The sequence below is a fragment of the Winogradskyella aquimaris genome, assembly GCF_042676105.1.
In the GTDB taxonomy this organism is placed as follows: Bacteria; Bacteroidota; Bacteroidia; order Flavobacteriales; family Flavobacteriaceae; genus Winogradskyella; species Winogradskyella aquimaris.
Genome location: NZ_JBHTJQ010000016.1, coordinates 221,496 through 244,460, shown reverse-complemented (window position 1 = coordinate 244,460; position 22,965 = coordinate 221,496). Strand labels below are relative to the sequence as shown.

Annotated in this window: 14 protein-coding genes; 2 read left to right on the top strand and 12 right to left on the bottom strand. The window is 35.8% G+C overall.

What is annotated here, in order from left to right; genetic code table 11:
- Window positions 1–61 precede the first annotated feature (61 nt).
- The gene (locus ACFQ1K_RS11030; RefSeq protein WP_320554793.1) at window positions 62–1,753 is read right to left on the bottom strand and encodes an ABC transporter ATP-binding protein; all 1,692 of its coding nucleotides are present in this window, start codon (window positions 1,751–1,753) and stop codon (window positions 62–64) included.
- 301 nt (window positions 1,754–2,054) lie between these two features.
- Here ACFQ1K_RS11030 and ACFQ1K_RS11025 point away from each other — a divergent pair, with 301 nt between their 5' ends.
- Window positions 2,055–7,811 (top strand): immunoglobulin-like domain-containing protein, encoded by a 5,757-nt coding sequence (locus ACFQ1K_RS11025; RefSeq protein WP_320554792.1) that lies wholly within the window; start codon window positions 2,055–2,057, stop codon window positions 7,809–7,811.
- A 47-nt stretch (window positions 7,812–7,858) separates the two neighbouring features.
- Here the strand turns inward: ACFQ1K_RS11025 and ACFQ1K_RS11020 are convergent, their stop codons facing one another.
- The 10 genes from ACFQ1K_RS11020 to hemA form a co-directional block, all read right to left on the bottom strand.
- Window positions 7,859–8,572 (bottom strand): 3'-5' exonuclease, encoded by a 714-nt coding sequence (locus ACFQ1K_RS11020; RefSeq protein ID WP_320554791.1) that lies wholly within the window; start codon window positions 8,570–8,572, stop codon window positions 7,859–7,861.
- A complete protein-coding gene (locus ACFQ1K_RS11015; protein WP_320554790.1) occupies window positions 8,569–9,723 on the bottom strand; it encodes a serine hydrolase domain-containing protein in 1,155 nt (384 codons plus the stop codon). Before ACFQ1K_RS11015 ends, ACFQ1K_RS11020 begins: the two co-directional genes overlap by 4 nt.
- 46 nt (window positions 9,724–9,769) lie before the next feature.
- Window positions 9,770–10,243 (bottom strand): methylated-DNA--[protein]-cysteine S-methyltransferase, encoded by a 474-nt coding sequence (locus tag ACFQ1K_RS11010; RefSeq protein ID WP_320554789.1) that lies wholly within the window; start codon window positions 10,241–10,243, stop codon window positions 9,770–9,772.
- Complete coding sequence (locus ACFQ1K_RS11005) at window positions 10,243–11,361, bottom strand: hemolysin family protein (protein WP_320554788.1); 1,119 nt, start codon at window positions 11,359–11,361, stop codon at window positions 10,243–10,245. The genes ACFQ1K_RS11010 and ACFQ1K_RS11005 overlap by 1 nt, the downstream gene beginning before the upstream one ends.
- Before the next feature lie 29 nt (window positions 11,362–11,390).
- Complete coding sequence (hemB, locus tag ACFQ1K_RS11000) at window positions 11,391–12,380, bottom strand: porphobilinogen synthase (protein ID WP_320554787.1); 990 nt, start codon at window positions 12,378–12,380, stop codon at window positions 11,391–11,393.
- A gap of 38 nt (window positions 12,381–12,418) precedes the next feature.
- Window positions 12,419–13,321, bottom strand: a complete 903-nt coding sequence (gene hemF / locus ACFQ1K_RS10995; RefSeq protein ID WP_320554786.1) for an oxygen-dependent coproporphyrinogen oxidase — start codon at window positions 13,319–13,321, stop codon at window positions 12,419–12,421.
- A gap of 18 nt (window positions 13,322–13,339) precedes the next feature.
- On the bottom strand, window positions 13,340–14,122 hold the full coding sequence (locus ACFQ1K_RS10990; RefSeq protein ID WP_320554785.1) for an EI24 domain-containing protein: 783 nt from the start codon (window positions 14,120–14,122) through the stop codon (window positions 13,340–13,342).
- 85 nt (window positions 14,123–14,207) lie between these two features.
- On the bottom strand, window positions 14,208–15,233 hold the full coding sequence (gene hemE / locus ACFQ1K_RS10985; protein ID WP_320554784.1) for a uroporphyrinogen decarboxylase: 1,026 nt from the start codon (window positions 15,231–15,233) through the stop codon (window positions 14,208–14,210).
- Between the two features lie 61 nt (window positions 15,234–15,294).
- A complete protein-coding gene (gene hemC / locus ACFQ1K_RS10980) occupies window positions 15,295–16,878 on the bottom strand; it encodes a hydroxymethylbilane synthase (RefSeq protein ID WP_320554783.1) in 1,584 nt (527 codons plus the stop codon).
- Complete coding sequence (hemA, locus tag ACFQ1K_RS10975) at window positions 16,871–18,121, bottom strand: glutamyl-tRNA reductase (protein WP_320554782.1); 1,251 nt, start codon at window positions 18,119–18,121, stop codon at window positions 16,871–16,873. Before hemA ends, hemC begins: the two co-directional genes overlap by 8 nt.
- Before the next feature lie 200 nt (window positions 18,122–18,321).
- Here hemA and ACFQ1K_RS10970 point away from each other — a divergent pair, with 200 nt between their 5' ends.
- Entirely contained in the window at window positions 18,322–19,221 is a 900-nt protein-coding gene (locus ACFQ1K_RS10970) for a helix-turn-helix transcriptional regulator (RefSeq protein WP_320554781.1), read from the top strand.
- 8 nt (window positions 19,222–19,229) lie between these two features.
- Here the strand turns inward: ACFQ1K_RS10970 and ACFQ1K_RS10965 are convergent, their stop codons facing one another.
- Complete coding sequence (locus tag ACFQ1K_RS10965) at window positions 19,230–22,754, bottom strand: TraB/GumN family protein (RefSeq protein ID WP_320554780.1); 3,525 nt, start codon at window positions 22,752–22,754, stop codon at window positions 19,230–19,232.
- Window positions 22,755–22,965: the final 211 nt, after the last annotated feature.

Here is a 22,965-nt window from a genome sequence, read left to right as displayed (position 1 = left end):
GATAACAAAATGAGGGGCAAAACAAACGTTGAAATTTTTATAATCTTTAGGTTCATGGTATTTAAAGGCCTTTTGGTATAGCGTTAATTAATTTTTGAGTGTAACTTTTTTGAGGTGCTTCATAAATATCATCTGCATCTCCAATTTCTTCAATTTTACCTTTATTCATAACCAACAACTGATCAGCCATGTATTTCACAACTGCCAAATCATGTGAAATGAAAATATAGGTAAAACCAAATTGTGTTTTTAAATCATTAAGTAAATTAAGAACCTGGGCTTGTACAGAGATGTCTAAAGCAGAAACGGATTCATCACATATAATGAGTTTGGGTTGCAGGGCTATGGTTCTAGCGATACCAATCCGTTGTCGTTGACCACCAGAAAATTCGTGAGGGTACTTATAAAAACTAGCTGTGTCCAGGCCAACTTTATTTAAAATGGCTACAACTTTTTCTTTTCGATCTTTGGAGGAATCACCTATTTTGTGAACCGTCATGGGTTCTATTATTGCATTGCCTACAGTCATTCTAGGATTAAGTGATGCAAATGGATCTTGAAATATAATTTGAATGTCTTTTCTTAAATCTCTTAGTTCGCGCTTATCTAAATTGGTAATATCTCTCCCTTTATATTTTATAATACCAGAGGTTGCTTTATCTAATTGGAGTATTGCATTACCTAATGTTGATTTGCCACAACCAGACTCACCAACAAGCCCTATAGTTTCACCAGGATAAACTTTAAAACTAACACTATCAACAGCTCTAAAATATTTAGGTCTTGAAAACCATCCTGTTTTAGAAACGTATGTTTTCTCTATATCAATAATTTCTAAGAGTGGATTTTGAGCGTAAAGTTTTTTATGATGCTCAATTCTGTTAGATTTAGTGACAATAGTGCTATCAATATTATCATTTATAAAGTTTGATACTGTAGGTAATTTTTTCAACCTATAATCCATAGAAGGCCTAGCGTTAATTAAAGCTTTCGTATAATTGTGTTTTGGATGCTTAAAGATAGTTTTGGTATCTCCTTGTTCTACAATTTTTCCTTTGTACATGACTAGAACCCTATCCGCCAGTTCAGAGACCAAGGATAAATCATGAGAAATAAATAGAATACTCATTTTGGTTTCCTGTTGAATATTTTTTAGAAGTAAAAGTATATCCTTTTGTACGGTAACATCCAAAGCTGTTGTGGGTTCGTCTGCTATCAGAAGTTTTGGCTTACAAGCAATGGCCATGGCAATCATGACCCTTTGTTTTTGGCCACCTGAAAGCTCATGAGGATATGCCTTATAAATTCTTTCGATATTGGGAAGCTTTACCTTTTCAAAAAGAGAAAGCACCTCATTCTTTATTTGGGATTTAGAAAGGTTTGTGTGACGTTTCAGAATCTCTTCAACTTGATATCCGCATCGCATAGAGGGATTTAACGAACTCATCGGCTCTTGAAATATCATTGCAATGTCTTTTCCCCTGATATTTTGAAATTCTTTGTCAGAAGTTTTAACCAGATCCTTATTTTCGAAAGTAATCTCGCCAGATGTTATTTTAGAAATACCTTTTGGAAGCAATCCCATTAAACTTAAAGAAGAAATGGACTTACCGGAACCTGACTCGCCCACTATAGCTAAAATCTCATTGGTCTTTATATGAAATGAGATTGTATGTATAATATCGATTTTCTCCTTGTTATTCCAAATGGATATTGAAAGATCACTTACCTCAAGTATATTTTGCGATGCCATAGTGTAAAAATAACCAAAATGAATAATCAAATAGAGCTGTGAAAAATTAATTTTTGATAAAACAAGAGATAACTTCAAAAAGTTTAATGGGTTATAGAATAATCCATAAAATCAATTATTCTGAAGGTTATGTGGATTTTTGTTTCATAACCAAATAGTAAATGTATTCTTACTTTTAGGTACGGTTTTCCCGCACATTTTCAATTTTCAAGTAATTAGTTATTAACATTGAATATTTGAACCCAAAAAAAAAGTAATTTGAAAGGGTTAAGCTATTAATTAATCCATTAACCTCAACATTATGAATATTATTAAAATGCTCTCACTCATCATTATGATGAGTACGACTATGATTTGGTCCCAAAACAAATCACCTTGGAAGAAACAATCCATTAATTCTAACCAAATTTTAAAAGAGAATCATAAATCTCTCAAAGAATTTGAAACCTTCAATTTAAACATCGAAGCTTTAAGACAATCTTTAAATGGTGTTGTTCAACGAAATCAATTTTCAGTCACTTCAAACGTAACATTGTCATTCCCTAACTCAGAAGGAAAACTAGAACGGTTTGCAATTAAAGAAGCATCAGTGATGCATCCAGAGTTGCAGGCACGTTATCCAGAAATTAGGTCCTATGTGGGTCAAGGTATTGATGATGGTTCCGCTATTTTAAGATTTAGCCTTTCTCCTGAAGGTTTTAGTGGGATGATTTTATCTGCTAAAGGAAACACATTCATTGAACCCATAGCAGATGGGTCTAATGATTATATAGTTTTTGATAGAAAAAACCGAATCAACACGAATAACGATTTTGAATGTTATGTCTCTGAGCGTGTTAAGGAGACTGTTGGATCTCAAACCAATATTACGTATAGGAATGCGGATGATTCAATATTAAGAACCTACCGTTTGGCCGTATCAGCAACAGGGGAATATACACAATACCATGGTGGAACTGTTGCTCAAGCACTTGCAGCAATTAATACAACCATGACCAGAGTAAATGGTATTTTTGAGGTTGATTTCAACGTTACATTGGTTTTAATTGCCAACACAGACGATGTCATTTATACAAGTACAGTCTCAGATCCTTACGGTAATACGACTAGTGGATATAATACAGCATTGCAAAACACATTAACTAACGTTATTGGGGAAGCTAATTATGATATTGGTCATTTGTTTGCAAATCTTCAAAATAATGGAAACGCAGGATGTATAGGTTGTGTTTGCGTTAATGGACAAAAAGGAAGTGGATGGACCTCTTTAACAATTCCAGAAGGAGATCCTTTTGATGTAGATTATGTAGCGCATGAAATGGGACATCAATTTGGGGCTAACCACACATGGACATTTGCAGGAAACGAAGGGACTAATGCTCAGATGGAACCAGGGAGTGGGTCGACTATAATGGGATACGCAGGTATTACTGGGTCAACTGACGTACAAAATAATAGCGATCCATATTTTCATGCTATATCGATAGAGCAAGTAACGGATTATATAAAAACTACCAGTTGTCAAACTAATACAAACACAGGTAATGCCGTACCGGTAGTAAATGCCGGATCTAACTATACTATCCCAAGAGGCACACCTTTTATTTTAGAGGGTTCAGCGACAGATACAGATCCTGGAGATGTATTGACTTATTGTTGGGAACAGTATGATGAAAACAATGCATCAACAACATTACCAAGTACAACGGGAACCACTGGGGTGGCATTTAGGTCATTTGAACCAACAACAAATCCTAATCGCTATTTCCCTAGGTTAGAAACCATAAAAGCCGGAGCTACATCTTGGCAGTGGGAAGCCGTACCTAATGTGGCCAGAACATTAAACTTCAGACTTACGGTAAGGGACAATGTAGCTGGTGGAGGAACAAACAATAGTGATGATGTGGTGTTAACAGTTAATGCAAATGCAGGCCCCTTTGTGGTTAACTCACCGAATACAAATGTCACCTGGAACGCAGGAACAACACAAACTGTAACTTGGAATGTAGCCGGTACAACAGGTAATGGAGTCAATGCAGCAAATGTGGATATTTTGCTGTCTACTGATGGTGGTGATACCTATCCTATAACTCTAGCCTCTGGAGTTCCAAATGATGGGTCACAGGATATTGTTGTTCCAAATAACCAAGGTAACCAGAATCGAATTATGGTTAGAGGCTCTAATCATATCTTTTTCGATATTTCTAATACCAATTTCACTATTGCTGGTCAGGTTGTTTGTAATGCAACGGTTCCAACAGGCTTAGCAGCTTCAAACTTAGCAGAAACAACTGCAACATTAAGTTGGGATGCTGTCCCTGGGGCAACATACGAATTGAGATATAGACCAACAGGAACTTCAACTTGGAATACTAGTGCAGTAACTGGTATTTCTTCGAATGTAACGGGTTTAACAGCGCTAACTGAATATGAGGCTCAAGTAAGAAGTCTATGTTCAGGTGGTTCAAGTTCTGCATTTAGTAGTTCGGTCATCTTTACTACGACAGATGTTCAACTTAACTATTGTAATTCAGCAAGTACTAATGTTAATGACGAGTTTATCAGTAGAGTTCAATTAAATACTATTGACAACTCCTCAGGAGCACAGTTTTATTCTGATTTTACAAGTATTTCAACGACATTGACAAAAGGTTCTCAATATACAGTTACAATTACACCGACTTGGACTGGAACGGTCTATGCGGAAGGATACTCAGTTTGGATTGATTACAATCGGGATGGAGATTTTACCGATGCAGGCGAACAAGTTTTCACTCAAGCACCAACACAGGCTACTCCTGTAAGTGGTAACTTTACGGTACCCTCTAGTGCCATCGAGAATTCTACCAGAATGCGAGTTACACTTAGTTATAATGCCAATGTTGGGCCCTGTGATTCATTTACATATGGTGAAGTTGAAGATTATACAATTATCATAGAGGGTGCAGGGCCAGATACAACACCTCCAGTTATTACTTTAAATGGGGATTCTGTTGTAAACGTAACCCCAGGTGGAACCTATACGGAGTTAGGTGCTACCGCAATTGATAATGTGGATGGCGATATTAGTTCTAATATTGTTATAGGTGGCGATACGGTAAACACCTCATTACCTGGAACATATGTGGTAACTTATAATGTTAGTGATGCAGCAGGTAATGATGCAGTGGAAGTAACAAGGACTGTTACCGTCATTGAACCATCCAATGGGTGTTCTGGAGGAGTTTCAACTTTTCCATATTCAAAGAGTTTTGAAAATACCCTTGGAGATTGGACTCAATCAAGTGACGATGATATCGATTGGACAATAAATGCCAACGGTACGCCATCAAGTAATACAGGACCGGCAAGTGCTGCAGACGGAACTTTCTATGTGTATGTTGAAGCTTCAAGTCCGAATTACCCTAGTAGAAGAGCTATTCTTAATTCTCCTTGTTTTGACCTTAATGGAGTAGCATCTGCCTCTTTTAATTTTCAATATCACATGTTTGGTGCTGCTGATATGGGAACGATTGATTTGGAAATCAGTAATGATGAAGGTGCTACATGGACAAGTATCTGGAGCCAATCTGGCAATCAAGGCAACCAATGGAATAGCCAAAGTGTTAGCCTAGATGCTTATGTAGGCAGTGGTGTACAGCTTCGTTTTAATAGATTTGTTGGAAGCACATGGCAAGCGGATATTGCTATTGATGATGTCTCATTAACTACCTCTGGTCCTGATGTTACGCCTCCAGTAATTACACTAAATGGACCATCAACTTTAGATCTTAATGTTGGTGATACTTATGCTGAGCAGGGTGCAACAGCAACTGACAATGTAGATGGTGATCTTACAGGCTCTATCGTAATAGGAGGTGATGTAGTAAACACATCTTTAGCAGGTATTTATGTGGTAACGTACAATGTTAGTGATGCAGCAGGAAATGCGGCCACAGAAGTTACGAGAACCGTAACGGTAACTGCTGATACGACACCACCTGTTATTACCCTAATCGGTGCATCAACCATAAATTTAGAACTAGGTGATTCATACACTGATCAAGGTGCAACGGCAACTGATAATATAGATGGGGATTTAACTTCTAGTATCATTATTGGTGGTGATAATGTAAATACTAGTATTGTTGGATCTTATGTTGTGACTTATAATGTTAGCGATGCTGCTGGAAATGCTGCTGCCGAAGTTATAAGAACAGTAAATGTAAATCCAGACACAACGGCACCAATTATTACTTTAATAGGAGCTAATCCCGTGAATCTAAACGTTGGCGAAACTTATAACGAATTAGGAGCAACCGCAACAGATAATTTAGATGGCGATATCAGTGCGAATATTATAATTACAGGTTCGGTAAATACAGCAGTAGCAGGAACCTATTTTATTAACTATAACGTTAGTGATAGCTCGGGTAATACAGCCACTCAAGTAACTAGAACTGTAAATGTTCTGGCAGATACGACACCACCAGTAATTGTTTTGATTGGTTCAGCAACAATTAATTTAAACGTTGGCGACTCTTATACAGAACTAGGAGCCACTGCCACGGATAATTTAGACGGGGATATTACCGCCAATATCATTATTGGTGGTTCTGTGAATACAGGACTAGCAGGTACCTACCAAGTTACATATAATGTTAGCGATGCCGCTGGAAATGCAGCAACACAAGTTATAAGAACTATTAATGTAACTGAGCCATCTGCAGGATGTTCAGGAGGTATTTCAACATATCCATATACGGAAGGGTTCGAAGGATCAATAGGTGCTTGGACACAATCTTCTGCTGACGATTTGGATTGGCTAGTAAATTCCGGTAGCACCCAATCCAATAATACTGGACCTTCGATAGCTGCAGAAGGATCTAGTTATATCTATGTTGAAGCTTCTGGCAATAATACAGGTTACCCTAACAAGAGAGCAATTATTACGTCTCCTTGTTTTGATTTAAGTGGTTTAACCAATCCTATCTTTAGTTTTAGCTATCATATGTTTGGTGCTACAGATATGGGGTCAATCGATTTAGAATTATCTGATGATGGTGGTACCACTTGGACTAGTTTATGGAATCAAACGGGTAATCAAGGAGACCAGTGGTTAAAGGTTGATATAGATCTGTCGGCTTATATAGGAAGTAATATACAAGTAAGATTTAACCGTTTTGTTGGTAGTACATGGCAAGCGGATATAGCTGTTGATGATGTAAGACTGTTAGAGCCAGCTGCACCAACTTGTGATGATGGTATCCAGAATGGTGACGAAACAGGAGTAGATTGTGGAGGTTCATCGTGTGCACCATGCAGTACATCTAATGTTATCTTAAATGAAGGGTTTTTTGAAACCGGTTGGGATAATTGGATTGATGGCGGAAGCGACTGCGCGCGTGTAAGTTCTGCGAATTCCTATGAAGGTAACTTCTCAATACAAATTAGAGATAACTCGGGAGTGGCATCATCCATGACCTTGGATAATATAGATGTTACCCCTTATGGTTCTGTTGAAATTGATTTTTATTTCTATGTGTTAAGTATGGAGACTGGTGAGGATTTCTGGGTACGTTACTTTGATGGCTCTTCGTGGAATACAGTAGCAACGTATACAAGTGGTGTAAATATTAATAACAATACGTTCTATAATGCTACCGTGGCATTAACGCCTGCAGAATACAACTTTGCGGTTAATTCAGGATTTAGATTCCAAAATGATGCTTCGGGTAATAATGACCAAATCTTTATTGACCAAGTGACTATTACAGGTGTTTCTTCAGGCTCTAGAGGCAAAGGAGATAGTCTAGAGGCTGTTGGCTATTTAGATTCTCCAGAACTTTCGGAAGCAGATATTAATATTTATCCGAACCCTGTTAAAGGAAGTATTCTAAATGTTGAAGTTTCTAACTTGGAGGTCTTCAAATATAAAATTGTTAACATACAAGGCAGAACAATTTTAAGTGGTATCTCAGACGGTAAAATAGATGTTTCTGAACTTGATGGTGGCATCTACTTCATAGAAGTGAATGATGGAGATGAAATCGTTGCAAAGAAGTTTATTAAAAACTAGAAAATTCAAATAATCATTAAAACCCAGAAGTTTGCTTCTGGGTTTTTTTATATATGTTTTATTTCATTGTCTTGAAGCAACTCATCACCTCTAAGTCTCAATAAGACTTGAGCTACTGCAATAGTGTCTTTTTCACAGTAAGTAATAATCCTGTCTATATCTTTATCTTCGTAATAAACACGGTAAACTTCGCTACCATCAATATCATCTTTTGGCGAAGGGATGCCTAACACATTGGTTAAGAGTTTTAAAGAGGTAAACGTTTTATAATCACCAAATTTCCATAACTCAAGTGTATCAAGATGAGGTACTTCCCATGGTTTCTTACCAAATAAATTGAGTTTATAAGGCAACTCAATATTATGAATAATCATCCGTCTTGCGATGTATGGAAAATCGAATTCCTTTCCGTTATGGGCACATAATAGATGTTTGCTTTGACTAAAATGAGAAATCACAAGGTCTTTAAAGTCCTTAAGAATTTTAACTTCATCTCCATAGAATGAAGTGACTCTAAAATTTCGGATATCACCATCCATTTTAAAATAGCCAACTGAAATACAGATAATTTTCCCAAACTCTGCCCAAATACCTGCTCTGTCATAAAACTCTTCCGCCGAGAATTCATCCTTACGTTGATATTTAGATTTAGCTTCCCAAAGACTTCGTTTGGTATTATCTAAATCTGAAAAACTTTCCGTTTCCGGAACGGTCTCAATATCTAGGAATAATATGTTTTCGAGGTTGAGTTTTGAGATCATAAGCCAAGCATTTCGTAAGCTTCTTCTATATATAAGCTAATATCATAGGTAAAGGCACCAATACCTGCATCTGGTGATTTTTGATGTCCTAGTCTCACAATGATTATATTATCTTTTGGTTGTACGATGACATATTGTCCCAGATGGCCTCGCATCATTTTAAAATTTTTACCATTAACATCTTTCATCCACCAACCATACCCATATTCTGGACTATCAGCAAAACGAGGAGTAATAGATTTAGCCACAAAAGCTGAATCTAAAATCTGTTCACCATTCCATTTGCCATGGTCTTTGTAAAGCTTACCAAAACGTGCAAAATCTTTAGCATTGCCGGCAATACAGCAGTAAGCCTTTACCAAATCATGATCTTCACTATCCACTTGCCAGAGCACATCATTTTCGCTTCCTAAAGGTTTCCAAAAGCTTTCTTCTAAATACTTATATAGTTTTTTACCCGTTGCTTTTTCAATGAACATAGCAAGCATTTGGGTGTCGCCACTGGCATATTTAAAAGCTTTTCCAGGCTCTTCAACGACTTTTAGTCCATTGCAGACTTTAGCTAAATCGTCATCAAAATAAGCACGTGTTGTGATAGAAAATGGGGAGTAATAGCGCTCATCCCAATTAGTACCCGAGGCCATGCTGCTTAAATCACCAACGGTCATCTTAGCGGCTTTGCCTTCACAAAAGTCTGGTAAAAAGTCACAAACAGGTTGGTCTAAACTTTTGATATAACCATCCATTATAGCCTTGCCTAGCATTCCAGATACATAACTTTTTGCCATCGAGAAGGAATTGGATTTTGAGTCTTCACCAAAGCCATCATAGTATTCTTCAAACCAAATGCTATCATTTTTAATTATCACGTAAGCTATCGTTCCCCAATCTTCGTTGGCTTTTAAAAGTTCATCTGTTGGTTTAACAGAATTATAATCTTTATGGTTAGGCCAAGGCTCAGGATTATCGCTTGCCTTTATTTCTTTATTATCAAAATACTGGTAATCTTCTAAAAATGCTGTGGTGTGTCCATTAAGATAAATGGTACGCACAGCCTTTAGTAAGTAGTCGGTATCCGTAATGTATAAAACGATAATAAGTAATCCGAAAAAGATGATAATAAATTTCAGTAGTTTTTTGAAGAATCTCATATGATGCGATTGATTTTAAGAATTCTAAATATACTAAAAATAGGATTTAAAAAAGTGTCTGTTGCTTGTATTCACCTTCGTGATTAAGAAGCCATTGTTTTCTGTGTAAGCCACCTGCATATCCAGTTAAGCTTCCATCAGCGCCGATGACACGATGACAAGGGATAATAATCCAAATGGGATTTTTGCCATTTGCATTAGCCACCGCTCTTATGGCTTTAGCATCACCTAATTGTTTGGCAAGTTCTAAATAGGAAATGGTTTTGCCATAAGGAATCTGGCTCAGGTGTTTCCAGACCTTTTTCTGAAATAAAGTTCCTTCGGGATTTAATTTTAAGTCGAAAGTTCTGAGTTGATTATTGAAATACGCCTTGAGTTGTGTAACACAATCTTCAAGCGGTTCTGGAATATATTCAGAGGCATTTTCAGACTTGTCTAATATTGAAACAGAAGTTATACCATTATGGTCGCCAACAATTTTGGCGTATCCAATAGGTGTTTCAATACAGCAGACCTCCATTAATTTTCAGGATCGTCATCATCTAGTAAGCCCAAGCGTTTAGCTCTACTTTCCCAGCTTTTTCGAGCGAGTAATTGTAGGTCTGAAACGTTATCACTTTCATCCATAATTTCAAGTCCAAGTAATGTTTCAATAACATCTTCCATGGTAACGATACCACTTACAGAGCCATACTCATCTACAACTAATGCCATATGGTTACGGCTTTCTACTAATTGCTCAAAAAGTTTTGGAATGGGTAGCGTACGATTCACGATAATGATACTTCGCTTTATTTCAGATAATAATTTATTTCCATTACCCAAGCCCATTTCCTTAAATACTTCATCTTTTAGAACTAAGCCCGTAATATTATCAGGGTTTTCGGTGAATACTGGGATTCTGGAAAAGCGAATATTGGAATTAGCTTCAAAAAAATCTCTGACCGTCATGGTTTCGTTTTCAGTTTTCAGAACCGTACGAGGTGTCATAATATCTTTAGCACGTACTTCTTTAAAGTTAAGCAGATTTTTAATGACTTTACTTTCGCTTTCTTCAAAAACTCCTTCTTCATGGGCAATATCTGCCATTGCTACAAACCCTTCACGACTTAATACACTGCCATGACCTTTGCCACCAATAAGTTTTGTAGTAAGCTGTAATAGCCATAATATACCTGTCCATTTTAAAGGAAAGATTAGAACTTTTAATGCTTTTGCAGTAAAGTTGGCTAATTGTTTCCAAAAGGTGGCACCAATAGTTTTTGGGATAATTTCTGAAGCTACTAGAATTAAGATTGTCATTACCGTAGATACCAAACCAACCATAACGTCTTCGGTAAATTCTACGCCCAGTAAACTTCTTTTGGTATTTCCGTAAAGTTCGGCATAAGCAACTTTTGCTTGTACACCAACCAAAATGGCACCCACAGTGTGGGCAATGGTGTTTAAGGTTAAAATAGCAATTAACGGGCGGTCTACATCTCTTTTAAGTTCTTCAAGTTCACTGGCATAAGTTTTACCTTCTTTCTTTTTAACATTGATAAATGTAGGTGTAATACTTAGTAATACAGCCTCTAGAATAGAACACAAAAAAGAAAAGAAAATAGAAATGATGGCGTAGAATATGAGTAAGCCCATTAATTTTTTTGGTTTAAGTTATTACGAAGTTACGAAATCAATTTCACAACATCCTTAGCAAAATAACTTGCTATAATATCTGCCCCTGCCCGTTTAATAGAAGTTACTTGCTCTAACATTATGGCATCATGATCTAACCAACCTTTTTCAGCAGCAGCTTTAAGCATGGCATACTCGCCAGATACTTGATATACAGCTAGTGGAATATCAAAATGATTTTTAATATCCCTCACAATATCGAGATAGCAAAGACCCGGTTTAACCATTACAATATCTGCACCTTCATTAATATCCATTTCGGTTTCCCTTAAAGCCTCATCACGATTGGCAAAATCCATTTGATAGGTTTTCTTGTCTTTAGGCACATCAACCATATCTACAGGAGCAGAATCTAAAGCATCTCTAAAAGGGCCGTAAAATGCCGATGCGTATTTTGCCGCATAGCTCATGATACCAACATCAATGAGATTTGATTGGTCTAAGGCCTCACGAATCCCTAAAATCCTACCATCCATCATATCACTTGGTGCGACAAAATTGGCGCCAGCTTCAGCGTGAGATATGCTCATTTCGGCTAAAACTTCAACTGTAGCATCATTGATAATTTTTCCATTTTCAACAATGCCATCGTGTCCATAAGATGAAAATGGATCTAAAGCCACATCTGTCATTACCAACATATCTGGACAAACAGTTTTAACGGTTTTTATGGCACGTTGCATCAGGCCGTTTGGGTTTAAGGCTTCAGTGCCCTTATTGTCTTTTAGATTATCATCAACTTTAACGAATAGTAAAACGGATTTTAATCCTAAACTCCACAGCATTTTGACTTCGTTCTTGAGTAAATCTAGGCTAAAACGATAATAATTTGGCATCGAGGCTATTTCTTCTTTTATGCCATTACCCTCAACCACAAAAAGAGGTACTAAAAAATCATTGGGGGTTATGTAAGTTTCTCTGACTAAACTTCTTATTGCCACGCTGGTTCTTAGTCTTCGGTTTCTTCGTATTGGGAACATTTTTTAATGTATATGTTATTATTTCAAAGTTAAGGGTTCTAAACCCATTCTCTAGGATTTTGTAAAACGTTTATCAATTTTTCTTCTTCACTTCCTTTGACAGGATGATGGTCGTAAACCCACTGTACATGTGGTGGCAAGCTCATTAAAATACTTTCTATTCTACCGTTGGTTTTTAGCCCGAAAAGTGTGCCTTTATCATGTACTAAATTAAATTCCACATAACGTCCACGTCTTATTTCCTGCCAATCGCGTTGTTCTTGTGAGTATGGCAAATCTTTACGTTTTTCAACAATTGGTACGTAAGCTTCTAGGAAACTGTTACCAACTTCAGTAACAAAATCGTACCAGTCTTCCATGGTCATGCCATCATTTGCTTTACAATAATCAAAAAACAAACCACCGATACCACGAGCTTCATGACGATGGGTGTTGAAAAAGTACTCATCACAACGTGCTTTATATTTTGGGTAGAAATCAGGGTTATGTTTATCGCAGGCAATTTTGCAGGTTTGGTGAAAATGTTTGGCATCTTCTTCAAACAAATAATAGGGTGTTAAATCTTGTCCACCACCAAACCATTGATCTACAATATTACCGTCTTGGTCATACATTTCAAAATAGCGCCAATTAGCATGTACGGTTGGTACCATTGGACTTTTAGGATGTAAAACTAAACTTAATCCACAAGCAAAAAAATCAGCATCCTCTACACCAAAATAGACTTGCATGCTATCTGGTAATTTACCATGCACCGCCGAAATATTAACTCCACCTTTTTCAAAAACGTTTCCATTTTCTATAACACGAGTTATACCACCACCACCTTCTGGGCGCTCCCATAAATCTTCTTTGAACTTAGCCTTGCCATCAAGAGTTTCGAGTTTTGATGTAATGGTATCTTGTAATTTTTGTATATAATTATAGAATTTACTTTTCATTGAAGAATGCACTGTTTTTTAGCTAAGTTCTATTTTGTCAAATGGTTCAAAACCAATATCCTCATCATCATCAAACAATAGGTCTACAGCAATTACTGTTGCAGAGGTTACACTCAATGGGAGCACTAAAAGAACACCAACCACAGGAATCAATAACAAGAGTAAAAAACCAATACCATTACCAATAGCTAGACCTCTGTGTTGTCTTATAAAAGCGACACTGTCTTTATATTTAAAATGACGTTCTAAAGTGTAATCCATATTTGCAAAACCGGCATAATACGCTTGTACTATAAAGAGCAACACCGTTGAAAAAATATTAACAACAGGAATGAACTTAAGTACAAGAATAGGAATTGTATAAAGTAGTTCTTTTGTTAGATTTCTTAAACCAATTCTAATGCCTCTTATCAATTGTTTTGAAAAATTGGTATGGACATAATTCTTAGCAGGTTTTCCCGTAAAATAAGCCTCTATTTTTTCTGAAACGGGACTCATAAATGGCGAGGATAATGCCATAATAATGTGTTTGTACAGAATAAGGCCTATAGCAAAAATAATTATGGCCGCTATAAAGGTGGAAATAGCAGTAAATGTCGCTTTTCCCGTTTCCCAGACCCAAATGCCAGCCATCCATTCACCAAGGTTATCGGATAATCCATAAGCCGAAACAAAAATCATAATAAAAACAAAGAGACTTATGATTACAGGTATAACAAAATACTTCCATAGTTTCAATTTTGAAATTAATCCGTAGGCACCTGTATAAACTTGTAGACCTCTAAATATGTTTTGTACCATAATATTTTCTGTGAAATCAGGAATCTTTTTAATTCAACTTATACTAGATAAGACGTTTAGGTGGTTCAATAGTTACAAAAGGCGATTAGCCTTTATATTCCTTAACGGCATCAATAAACGCCTTGGCATTATCTAATGGGATATTTGGTAAAATACCATGACCTAAATTTACAATGTATTTATCTTTTCCAAAATCATCAATCATTTGATGCACCATTTTTCTGATGTCTTTTGGTGGTGAAAATAAGCGTGTTGGGTCAAAATTGCCTTGTAAGGTGATGTTGCCACCAGTTAAATAACGTGCGTTTTTAGGAGAACATGTCCAGTCTATACCTAATGCCGAGGCGTTTGATTTAGCCATTTCACCAAGTGCAAACCAACAGCCTTTGCCAAATGCAATAACAGGAGCATCATCTTTTAAAGCCTCAATAATTTGATTAATGTACTGCCAAGAAAATTCCTGATAATCTACAGGTGATAACATGCCCCCCCAAGAATCAAAAATCTGCACAGCGTTACAACCAGCAGCAACTTTTGCTTTTAAGTAAGCGATGGTGGTATCTGTAATTTTTTGAAGTAAACCATGGGCAGCAACAGGATTTGTAAAACAAAACTCTTTGGCCTTATCAAAGTTCTTAGACCCTTGGCCTTGCACACAGTAACACAATATAGTCCATGGCGAACCCGCAAAACCAATAAGTGGAATTTCATTGTTAAGTAATTCCTTTGTTGCCTTTATAGCTTGCATGACGTAATCTAACTCTATATGTACATCAGGTACAATAACGTTATCTACATCTTTTTGGGAACGAATAGGATTAGGAAGGTAAGGCCCAAAATTAGGTTTCATTTCTACCTCTATATTCATGGCTTGCGGAATGACCAAGATATCGCTAAACAAAATAGCAGCATCCATTCCGTAGCGACGAATAGGTTGTACGGTAATTTCACTTGCCAATTCTGGTGTACGACAACGTGTAAAAAAGTCGTACTTGGCTTTAATTTCCATAAATTCTGGAAGATACCTACCTGCTTGGCGCATCATCCAAACAGGTGGACGCTCTACAGTTTCTCCTTTTAATGCTCTTAGATATAAGTCGTTCTTTATCATAGTTCTGTCATTCCTACGGCGGCAGGAATCTACTTTAATTGTAACTTAATTTTTAAGATTCCTACTTTTGCAGGAAATACTCGTTCACTAACTCAATAACACTCTCTACAGTTGGTACCTTAGCAATGCGTACATCTTCGAAATACGGACTTGCTGCTTTTGCCGTGGTTTCTCCAATACAAAAGGCAATACCAGACGCTTTGTTCTGTTTTAAAAAGCTTTCTACAGTAGATGGACTGTAAAACATCACACCGTCTAAGTTACCATCTACTTTATCTGCATCAAACTTGGTTTGGTAAGCTTCTATCTCATTAATAGTGATGTAATTTTTAGACAGAATATTAGGTAAATCGTCTAATCGTAAGTCACTACAGAAGTATGTTACTTCTTTTCCTTCAATATGCTCAACAAGGTAGTTAGCTAATTTTTTAGCGTTAGATTCGGTATGTATTACCTTCCCAATACGTTTTTCAACCAAACGCTTGGTGCGTCTGCCAACGCAGTAAATATTTTTAAACTGTAACTCAATAGCCGAAAAGTTATGAAGCAAGGCCTCAACCGCATTTTTGCTAGTAATGATAACGTTTTTAATTTCATTACGCACCACCGTTTTTGGGATACGGTTTAAACTAATTTTTATTGCATCGTTACTATCGGCAACCACATTATTATGAAACAGTTGTAATTGATCGTCTGTAAGCTTTTTTGTTGAGTAAATATTGGTTTTTTTGTCGCTGCGCTGTAATTGATCAATAAGTGTTTTACCACCTTTACCAATCACATAATTAGCACAAAATTCTGCCAAATCATGATGTTTTCCTAAAGGAACAACTTTAGAGACTTCGATTTTTTTTGTACCATCTTTACTAAGAAGAATGCCTTTAAAATTAACTTCTTCGTTTTTGATAAATGCCAACGCGCCAATAGGAGCGGTACAACCACCTTCAAGTCGGTTTAGAAATTCCCTCTCAATTCTTGTACATATTTCTGTTTCTTCGTGATTAATTTCTGCACATATTGCTCTAGTCTCTTCGTCGCTTTCCAGGGCTGTGATCATAATAGCCCCTTGAGCTGGTGCAGGGATCATCCAGTTTAGATTTATTGCATTTTCTGGTCTTATGTTTAATCTACCAATACCTGCTGCAGCAAAAATTGCAGCATTCCAGTCGTCGTTATCTTCAAGCTTTTGCAATCTTGAATTTACGTTGCCTCTGATGTTTACAACCGTATGTGACGGGTAACGATTAAGCCATTGTGCACGTCTTCGAAGACTGCCTGTTGCTATTACGGCATTCCTGGCCGAAAGAAATTCTTCATTCTTTTTAAAAACCAAGGTATCATTGACATTACCACGTTTTATGACCGCCGCTTGTACAATACCTTTGGGTAAAACTGTAGGGACATCTTTAAGAGAGTGTACAGCAATATCAATATCCTCATTAAGCATGGCGATATCTAAGGTCTTGGTGAAAATTCCCGTAATACCTAGCTCGTATAAAGGTTTATCTAGTACAATATCCCCTGTAGATTTTACAGGAACTAATTCCGTTTTGTGACCCAAGTGTTCTAGTTGAGATTGAACGGTTTTAGCCTGCCATAGTGCTAATTGGCTATCACGTGTGCCAATGCGAATTATTTTAGACATTCTCTGAAGTTTCTAGCTGAAATATTTTTTTAATGAGTTCTAAACTCTCGTCAGACGTATCGTTGTCTTCTCTAAAGTGGTGTGCAAACTGATTGGTAATTTTTTGAATAATGTTGTTGGTTATCAGTTCTGCCTGATCTTCATTAAAATTGGCTATTTTTTTACGCTGCGTATTTAATTCCGAATTTTTTAAGTCGGTAAGTTTATGTTTTAAAGCCTGAATGGTAGGCACAAACTTCAACGTGTTTAACCAAACATTAAAATCGGACATTATTTCATCTATAATGGCTTCTGCATTAGGAATAAATGCTTTACGTTTTTCTAGAGTATCATCAGTAATTTTAGCCAAATCATCCATATGTACTAAAGATACGTTTTTTAACTCAGTTATATCTTCGTTTACATTTTTTGGAATAGATAAATCTAAAACTAAAAGTGGTCTATCCGTGTTAATTAAACCTTTAAAAACGGTTGGATTCTGTGCGCCAGTAGCAACAATAACAATATCTGAATCGTTGATTTCCTCTTGTAGATTTTCGTAATCTTTTACAATCAAGTTGAATTTACCAGCGACTTCCTCGGCTTTGGTTTTGGTTCTATTAATTAAGGTAATATGCTGATTTTTGGTGTGCTTTACTAAATTTTCGCAAGTGTTACGACCTATTTTACCTGTACCAAAAAGCAATATGTTTTTATCTGAAATGTGCTTGACATTGTTCATGATGTATTGCACAGCAGCAAAAGATACTGAGGTTGCACCAGAAGATAATTCAGTTTCATTTTTAATGCGCTTACTGGCCTGGATAACGGAATTAACCAATCGTTCTGTAAATGAATTAAGTAAGCCTTCCTTTTTAGATGCTCTAGCTGCAAACTTTAATTGACTAATAATTTCAAAATCACCAAGAATCTGACTATCAAGACCAGACCCAACCCTAAACATGTGGTGTATGGCATTTTTCCCTTTATGAATATAGGCGACATCCTGAAACTCTTCAACGGTACCTTTTGTGTTTTCGCAAAGTAAATGAATCAACTGATAAGGGTGCTCGGCAAAACCATAAAGTTCGGTACGGTTGCAGGTAGAGATTACAATAAGGCTTTCTATACCGTTGTGCTTAGCTTCAGCTAACAGATTTTGCTTTGCCGTATCACTTAAGCTAAAGTGACCACGCACCTCCGCATCAGCTTTTTGATAGCTAAGACCAATGGCATAAAAAAACGTATTCTTTTGGTGTTGCATTCGCTCGTTTACCTGACTTGAGAATTAACAGAGCAAATTTATATGTGATACCATAAAAAAAATAACGCTAGAAGAACTTAAAGTGTCGATTGTGGTTTTTTAGGTTTGTTTTTTAATAAAACATGATTTTTGTCATACTTTTACAGTAAGAATAAGGGTTTTTAAGCCTTTTGTTTAGAACGAATCTAAATAATAAGAAAATGCGAACAGAAAAAATAGCTTCTAAAAGTGTCGCTAAAGGTACTTTTGATGAAACTTTCATTGAAGATGGCTTTTTTGTGCTAACACACAAGAATGAAGACCACTCTGTCAAAATTCTTGAACGTGAGATTGATAGCACCTTTATACAGTTTCATTTCTGTACCAAAGGAACTGCGGATTTTGTGTTTAATAACGGAACATATACCTTAAGTATTAAAGAGGAAACATCACTACTTTTATACAATCCACAACGCGATTTACCAATACATCTAGAATTGCAGCCAAACTCTTGGTTGGTGTCTTTTGTAATGTCTATAAAGAAGTTTCACGGCTTGTTCTCACAAGATGCTAATTATGTGACTTTTTTGTCTAACGAAAACAAAAACAAAAAGTACTACACTGATGGAAGTATTAATCCTTCAATGGCTGTGGTCTTAAACCAAATGATAAGTTTTAATCTCAACCAAACGATGAAACCACTTTATTTCAAAGCTAAAGTTTACGAATTGTTAAGCTTGTATTTTAATAGAAATGAAGATGCTGATATTGAACAATGTCCGTTTTTAGTAGACGAGGTTAATGTGGCCAAACTAAAAAAAGCTAAGGATATCATCATTGCTAATATGGCAGAGCCACCGACCTTACAAGAACTTTCTGAAACCATTGGCTTAAGCTTAAAGAAACTTAAAGAGGGCTTTAAGCAAATATATGGTGATACGGTTTATGGCTTTTTATTGGACTATAAAATGGAAGTTGCCCGGAAACTTTTAGAGTCTGGTGATCACAATGTCAATGAGGTTGGTCTAAAAGTGGGTTATAGTACAGCAAGCCATTTTATTGCAGCTTTTAAAAAGAAGTTTGGCACAACACCTAAAAAGTATATTACGGCTTCTGGTTAATTTCTAATCTAATAATCGTAATAGCCATTATACCCTCTCGAACTAGGTGTTACCCGTTTACGGTCTTTATAAATGGCCAGGTTAATGATTTCAGAAATCTGCTCTTCTAACTCCTTGGTTTCATCTTTTGTGGTACCATAATTATCACTTTTATAATAATAATCTATAACTAGTTTATTGTCATCTTTTGGCTTTATAAAGGAGATGTAGTGCAATACTTCAGACTTCCCAGAATACTCATCGTCCTTATCTATTTTAAAGAAATACATGACTGCATCTTTATTGCCCTTATCGGTTTTGAAATCGCGTTTAAATAAAAAGGTAATTGAGTCTTTTTCTTTCTCGTAGTTTGCATTTGCCAGTAATTTTGATTTTGCAAAATGTTGTTGACTAATGTTGAGCATTTTTATAGTCTGGTGTAGGTTAGCATCATCGAGTTCTTCCAAAAGCTTGTATTGATTTTCTTCATCTTCTACTAGTTTTTCTTTCAATTCTTCAGGAATATTCTCCTTGTGTCTTGATAACAATACATAATACCTCACGAGTGCAGCAGTATTATCAACATTTAATATTTTTTCAAAGAAGTCCTTCGCAGAGCGTTCATTTCTGTAAGGGAAAATTAAATCAATATACGTAGATAGGTCACCTGAATAGGAATTATACCCATAGCCAGAATTACTTAAGCTGCGTTTAACTTCAATTTTACCATCGTTTATAATCTGGTCTTTATATTTCTTGTACACTTTGGTTTTTATTAAACCAGAATCTTTAACACGGGCCAACAAATTATAAAGTGGCTGTTTATATTCACTTATGGTACTGTATTGCAAAATTTTAGGAAACAATGATGCTTTTAATTCCAACGAATCCTTGCCAGAGTATCTGTAAAAAACGCCACCAATGCCACCAAGTGGTAAATCACGATCCATTAGGTCCATCGCCAATTCAAAATTTTCTTTTTTGTTAGATTCAAATAATCCTTCTAATATAGTGGATTGAGTTTGAGGATCTGAGTAACTATCATAGTAAAGTTGCTTAATAAAATCTAAATTGTTCTTTAGGTCAATTTTTATTAATTCGCTAACGAGATGGGATTTTATATTCAGACGTTCTTTGTCAAATTCAAAATCTCTTAAAACAGAAATAAGATCTCTACTGTTGTATTTTTTAAATTTGATAAGGTTGTAGGATTCTAAAACTATACTGTCATTTTCTTTGAGTGCTTCAAAAAAATGTCTGGTTTTATCTTTCAGAACATCCTTTCCCATTAGGGTATCTAGTGGTGTAAAAGAATCGTAAAACTCGGTCACAAATTTTGATGGTCCGCTAATGGAATCTATTAAGGTTTTTAGCTCAAATAGAACCCCTTCCTTTAGAATGCTTTTTACCATTACCTGTTTTACACTGTTACTATCTGTATAGTTAAAGCTGTAGATGAACATATCATCCTTTTTGGACTTAGATCTATTAAAAATCCTAAACTTATTTTTTGGTCTATAGAAACGTTTAACACCATATACTCTACGTTCTACCTCTTGCCAAACGCTATCAATGTTACGAAACATCTGTAAATCATGAAATTTAGTCCTTGTGATTTCTATCTGCTCATTCGCTTTGGTAGAATACGTGGTTGATTTGGACTTTTCTTCGTAATCCTTGGCATCTTTATTATTACCATACATACCATAACCATAAGGGTTTGGTATGGGTGATTTAGTGTTTGTGTTTACGGTAAAATGAAGTGAGGTATCTACAACTTTCTCAAAACCTGAATAGTCCGTTTTATTGAATTTGAAAGACTTAAAAAAGTCTGTTTTGTCTGCGTCGTTAGTTCCTACATAGCCCAGAAGGTAATAGCTACCGTCTTTAACAACTGTTTTTAAATGGATATTATTACCAGATATGGAGTCTAAAACAGCTCTGGATTCATAGGTTTGATAAGCGCCTTTTTTAAAACCGCCTTCCGCCTCCTCAAGATTGTAATTTAAGTAAAGTTCATGATGAAAGTACTTGGCTTCAAAACTGTCCTCTTCAATATAGGTCAAATCATGTAGAGAAGATTCTTCTAAAAAATAATAGGCATTATTTGTATGGCCTTCCAAGAGCTTTTTTCCTTTGTTGTTCATATTACTAGTAATATAATATTCAGGAAATTTTACTTGAAATTTTTTGGATGGAGACACAAAAGTTATAATAGAATCCGAAGGTGTTTTTAAATCTATAGAGTTGAATATCTTAGCCTCATGATTAAGAACAAAATCACTACGCCCTGCATATTTGATGATGATAATCTCCAAGGGAGTTTGATAAATATGATACTTTTGAAATTCACCTTTCTTTGTTTTGTTTATAATGCTTAGACCAGGATAGGGCTCTTTCAGCTCTTCTTTTTTAATGATATCACCTGGTATATCCTCGTATAATAAATCATCAATCTCCTTTAGCGTTATGCTCTCTTTTTCGTTTGGTAAATAAGTAAAACGACTAATTCTATTTATCGTGAGATAAGCACCATTGGTCATGTCTGGATCTAGATAATACTTCTGTCCAGCGTAGGAAAATTCCCGTAACTTGTCATAGGTGTTAAGGCTTAAAAAACCATCGGGGGTTTTATGCTTTTTTAGAACCGGATCAACAAAAAGACTGTCGAGTTTAGTTTTTTCGGTTTTACTGTAATCGGTCTGCTCAGAAGTTAAGGGTTTAACTGTGTAACCTCTTTGGCGTAGCATATTTATCATGCCCTTTTGGCCAGGTAAATGTGCAGCCCCAACACCGGCAAAAACTGATTTTTTTGGCATTAATTCTTCTAGGGAATTAACCATGTTTTCATTTCTAATGTAAAGCATGTTTTCCCTGTAGAATTCTGTATTGGAACCTTGACCAATTGAATCTAAAAGATCTAAGTTTCTATCCCGATAAAGATTCTCTTGAATAAGATATGGATTTTCTTTAGCATATAATTTCTGCAACCAAGGATCAATATCTTTTTTATTAGCATTATAAGCCGCTTTTGTAGTTAAATAACGGGATTCTGCTAGGTCTTCAAGGCCATAAATTTCCTTGTTGTTTTTCTTTCCTGCCTGAAAAATAAACATATCCAAGTAGGTTTCTTCTTCAAAATTATCTGCTGCATTATTTTTTCTATATAAATAGGCATTAACGGCACCGTTATCCATTCTTACCGATGCTCTTACGGCCATTTCCTCAGGATGTGTTAACTTAAACAAATTGGTATAAAACCCTTGAGTATAGTTATTGTAAAAAGCCATTTCATCAATCATCATGTCATAATTAAAACCAGGCCAGGTTGTTGGGTCTGATTCTAATGCAATACACTCACTTTCATTAAGTGCTTTATAGAACACGTCGTCTAATCTAAAAGCCACTTTTTTACTAACATGCATGGTGCCATACAGGTAGGAGGTTTTTTCTAACCCATTTCCGGAGATTTCCCAAAGCAAACTTTGATATTGTTGTTGTGAAAAAACTGTTATTGAAAAAGTGAGAATTAGGGCCGTAAGAATTTTTTTCATTTTGTACTATATAATCAGAACTCGTAAAGATATTTAAATCGTTGAAATAGCCATATTCAATTAATAAAACTCGTTTAAAAACTAATATTATGAATATTTAATGATAAAAATAACAACTCGAAAAAACGGAAAACAGTATTTAACATAGCATTATAAATAAAACCAATACAAGCGATTGTTTTGTATAATGAAAGGGTTGTATTTTTGTTTT

What these genes read in the sequence shown, in the direction of transcription:
- ACFQ1K_RS11030 (WP_320554793.1), bottom strand. Translation starts at nt 1,753, where the DNA reads ATGGCATCGCAAAATATACTTGAGGTAAGTGATCTTTCAATATCCATT.
- ACFQ1K_RS11025 (WP_320554792.1), top strand. Translation starts at nt 2,055, where the DNA reads ATGAATATTATTAAAATGCTCTCACTCATCATTATGATGAGTACGACT.
- ACFQ1K_RS11020 (WP_320554791.1), bottom strand. Translation starts at nt 8,572, where the DNA reads ATGATCTCAAAACTCAACCTCGAAAACATATTATTCCTAGATATTGAG.
- ACFQ1K_RS11015 (WP_320554790.1), bottom strand. Translation starts at nt 9,723, where the DNA reads ATGAGATTCTTCAAAAAACTACTGAAATTTATTATCATCTTTTTCGGA.
- ACFQ1K_RS11010 (WP_320554789.1), bottom strand. Translation starts at nt 10,243, where the DNA reads ATGGAGGTCTGCTGTATTGAAACACCTATTGGATACGCCAAAATTGTT.
- ACFQ1K_RS11005 (WP_320554788.1), bottom strand. Translation starts at nt 11,361, where the DNA reads ATGGGCTTACTCATATTCTACGCCATCATTTCTATTTTCTTTTCTTTT.
- hemB (WP_320554787.1), bottom strand. Translation starts at nt 12,380, where the DNA reads ATGTTCCCAATACGAAGAAACCGAAGACTAAGAACCAGCGTGGCAATA.
- hemF (WP_320554786.1), bottom strand. Translation starts at nt 13,321, where the DNA reads ATGAAAAGTAAATTCTATAATTATATACAAAAATTACAAGATACCATT.
- ACFQ1K_RS10990 (WP_320554785.1), bottom strand. Translation starts at nt 14,122, where the DNA reads ATGGTACAAAACATATTTAGAGGTCTACAAGTTTATACAGGTGCCTAC.
- hemE (WP_320554784.1), bottom strand. Translation starts at nt 15,233, where the DNA reads ATGATAAAGAACGACTTATATCTAAGAGCATTAAAAGGAGAAACTGTA.
- hemC (WP_320554783.1), bottom strand. Translation starts at nt 16,878, where the DNA reads ATGTCTAAAATAATTCGCATTGGCACACGTGATAGCCAATTAGCACTA.
- hemA (WP_320554782.1), bottom strand. Translation starts at nt 18,121, where the DNA reads ATGCAACACCAAAAGAATACGTTTTTTTATGCCATTGGTCTTAGCTAT.
- ACFQ1K_RS10970 (WP_320554781.1), top strand. Translation starts at nt 18,322, where the DNA reads ATGCGAACAGAAAAAATAGCTTCTAAAAGTGTCGCTAAAGGTACTTTT.
- ACFQ1K_RS10965 (WP_320554780.1), bottom strand. Translation starts at nt 22,754, where the DNA reads ATGAAAAAAATTCTTACGGCCCTAATTCTCACTTTTTCAATAACAGTT.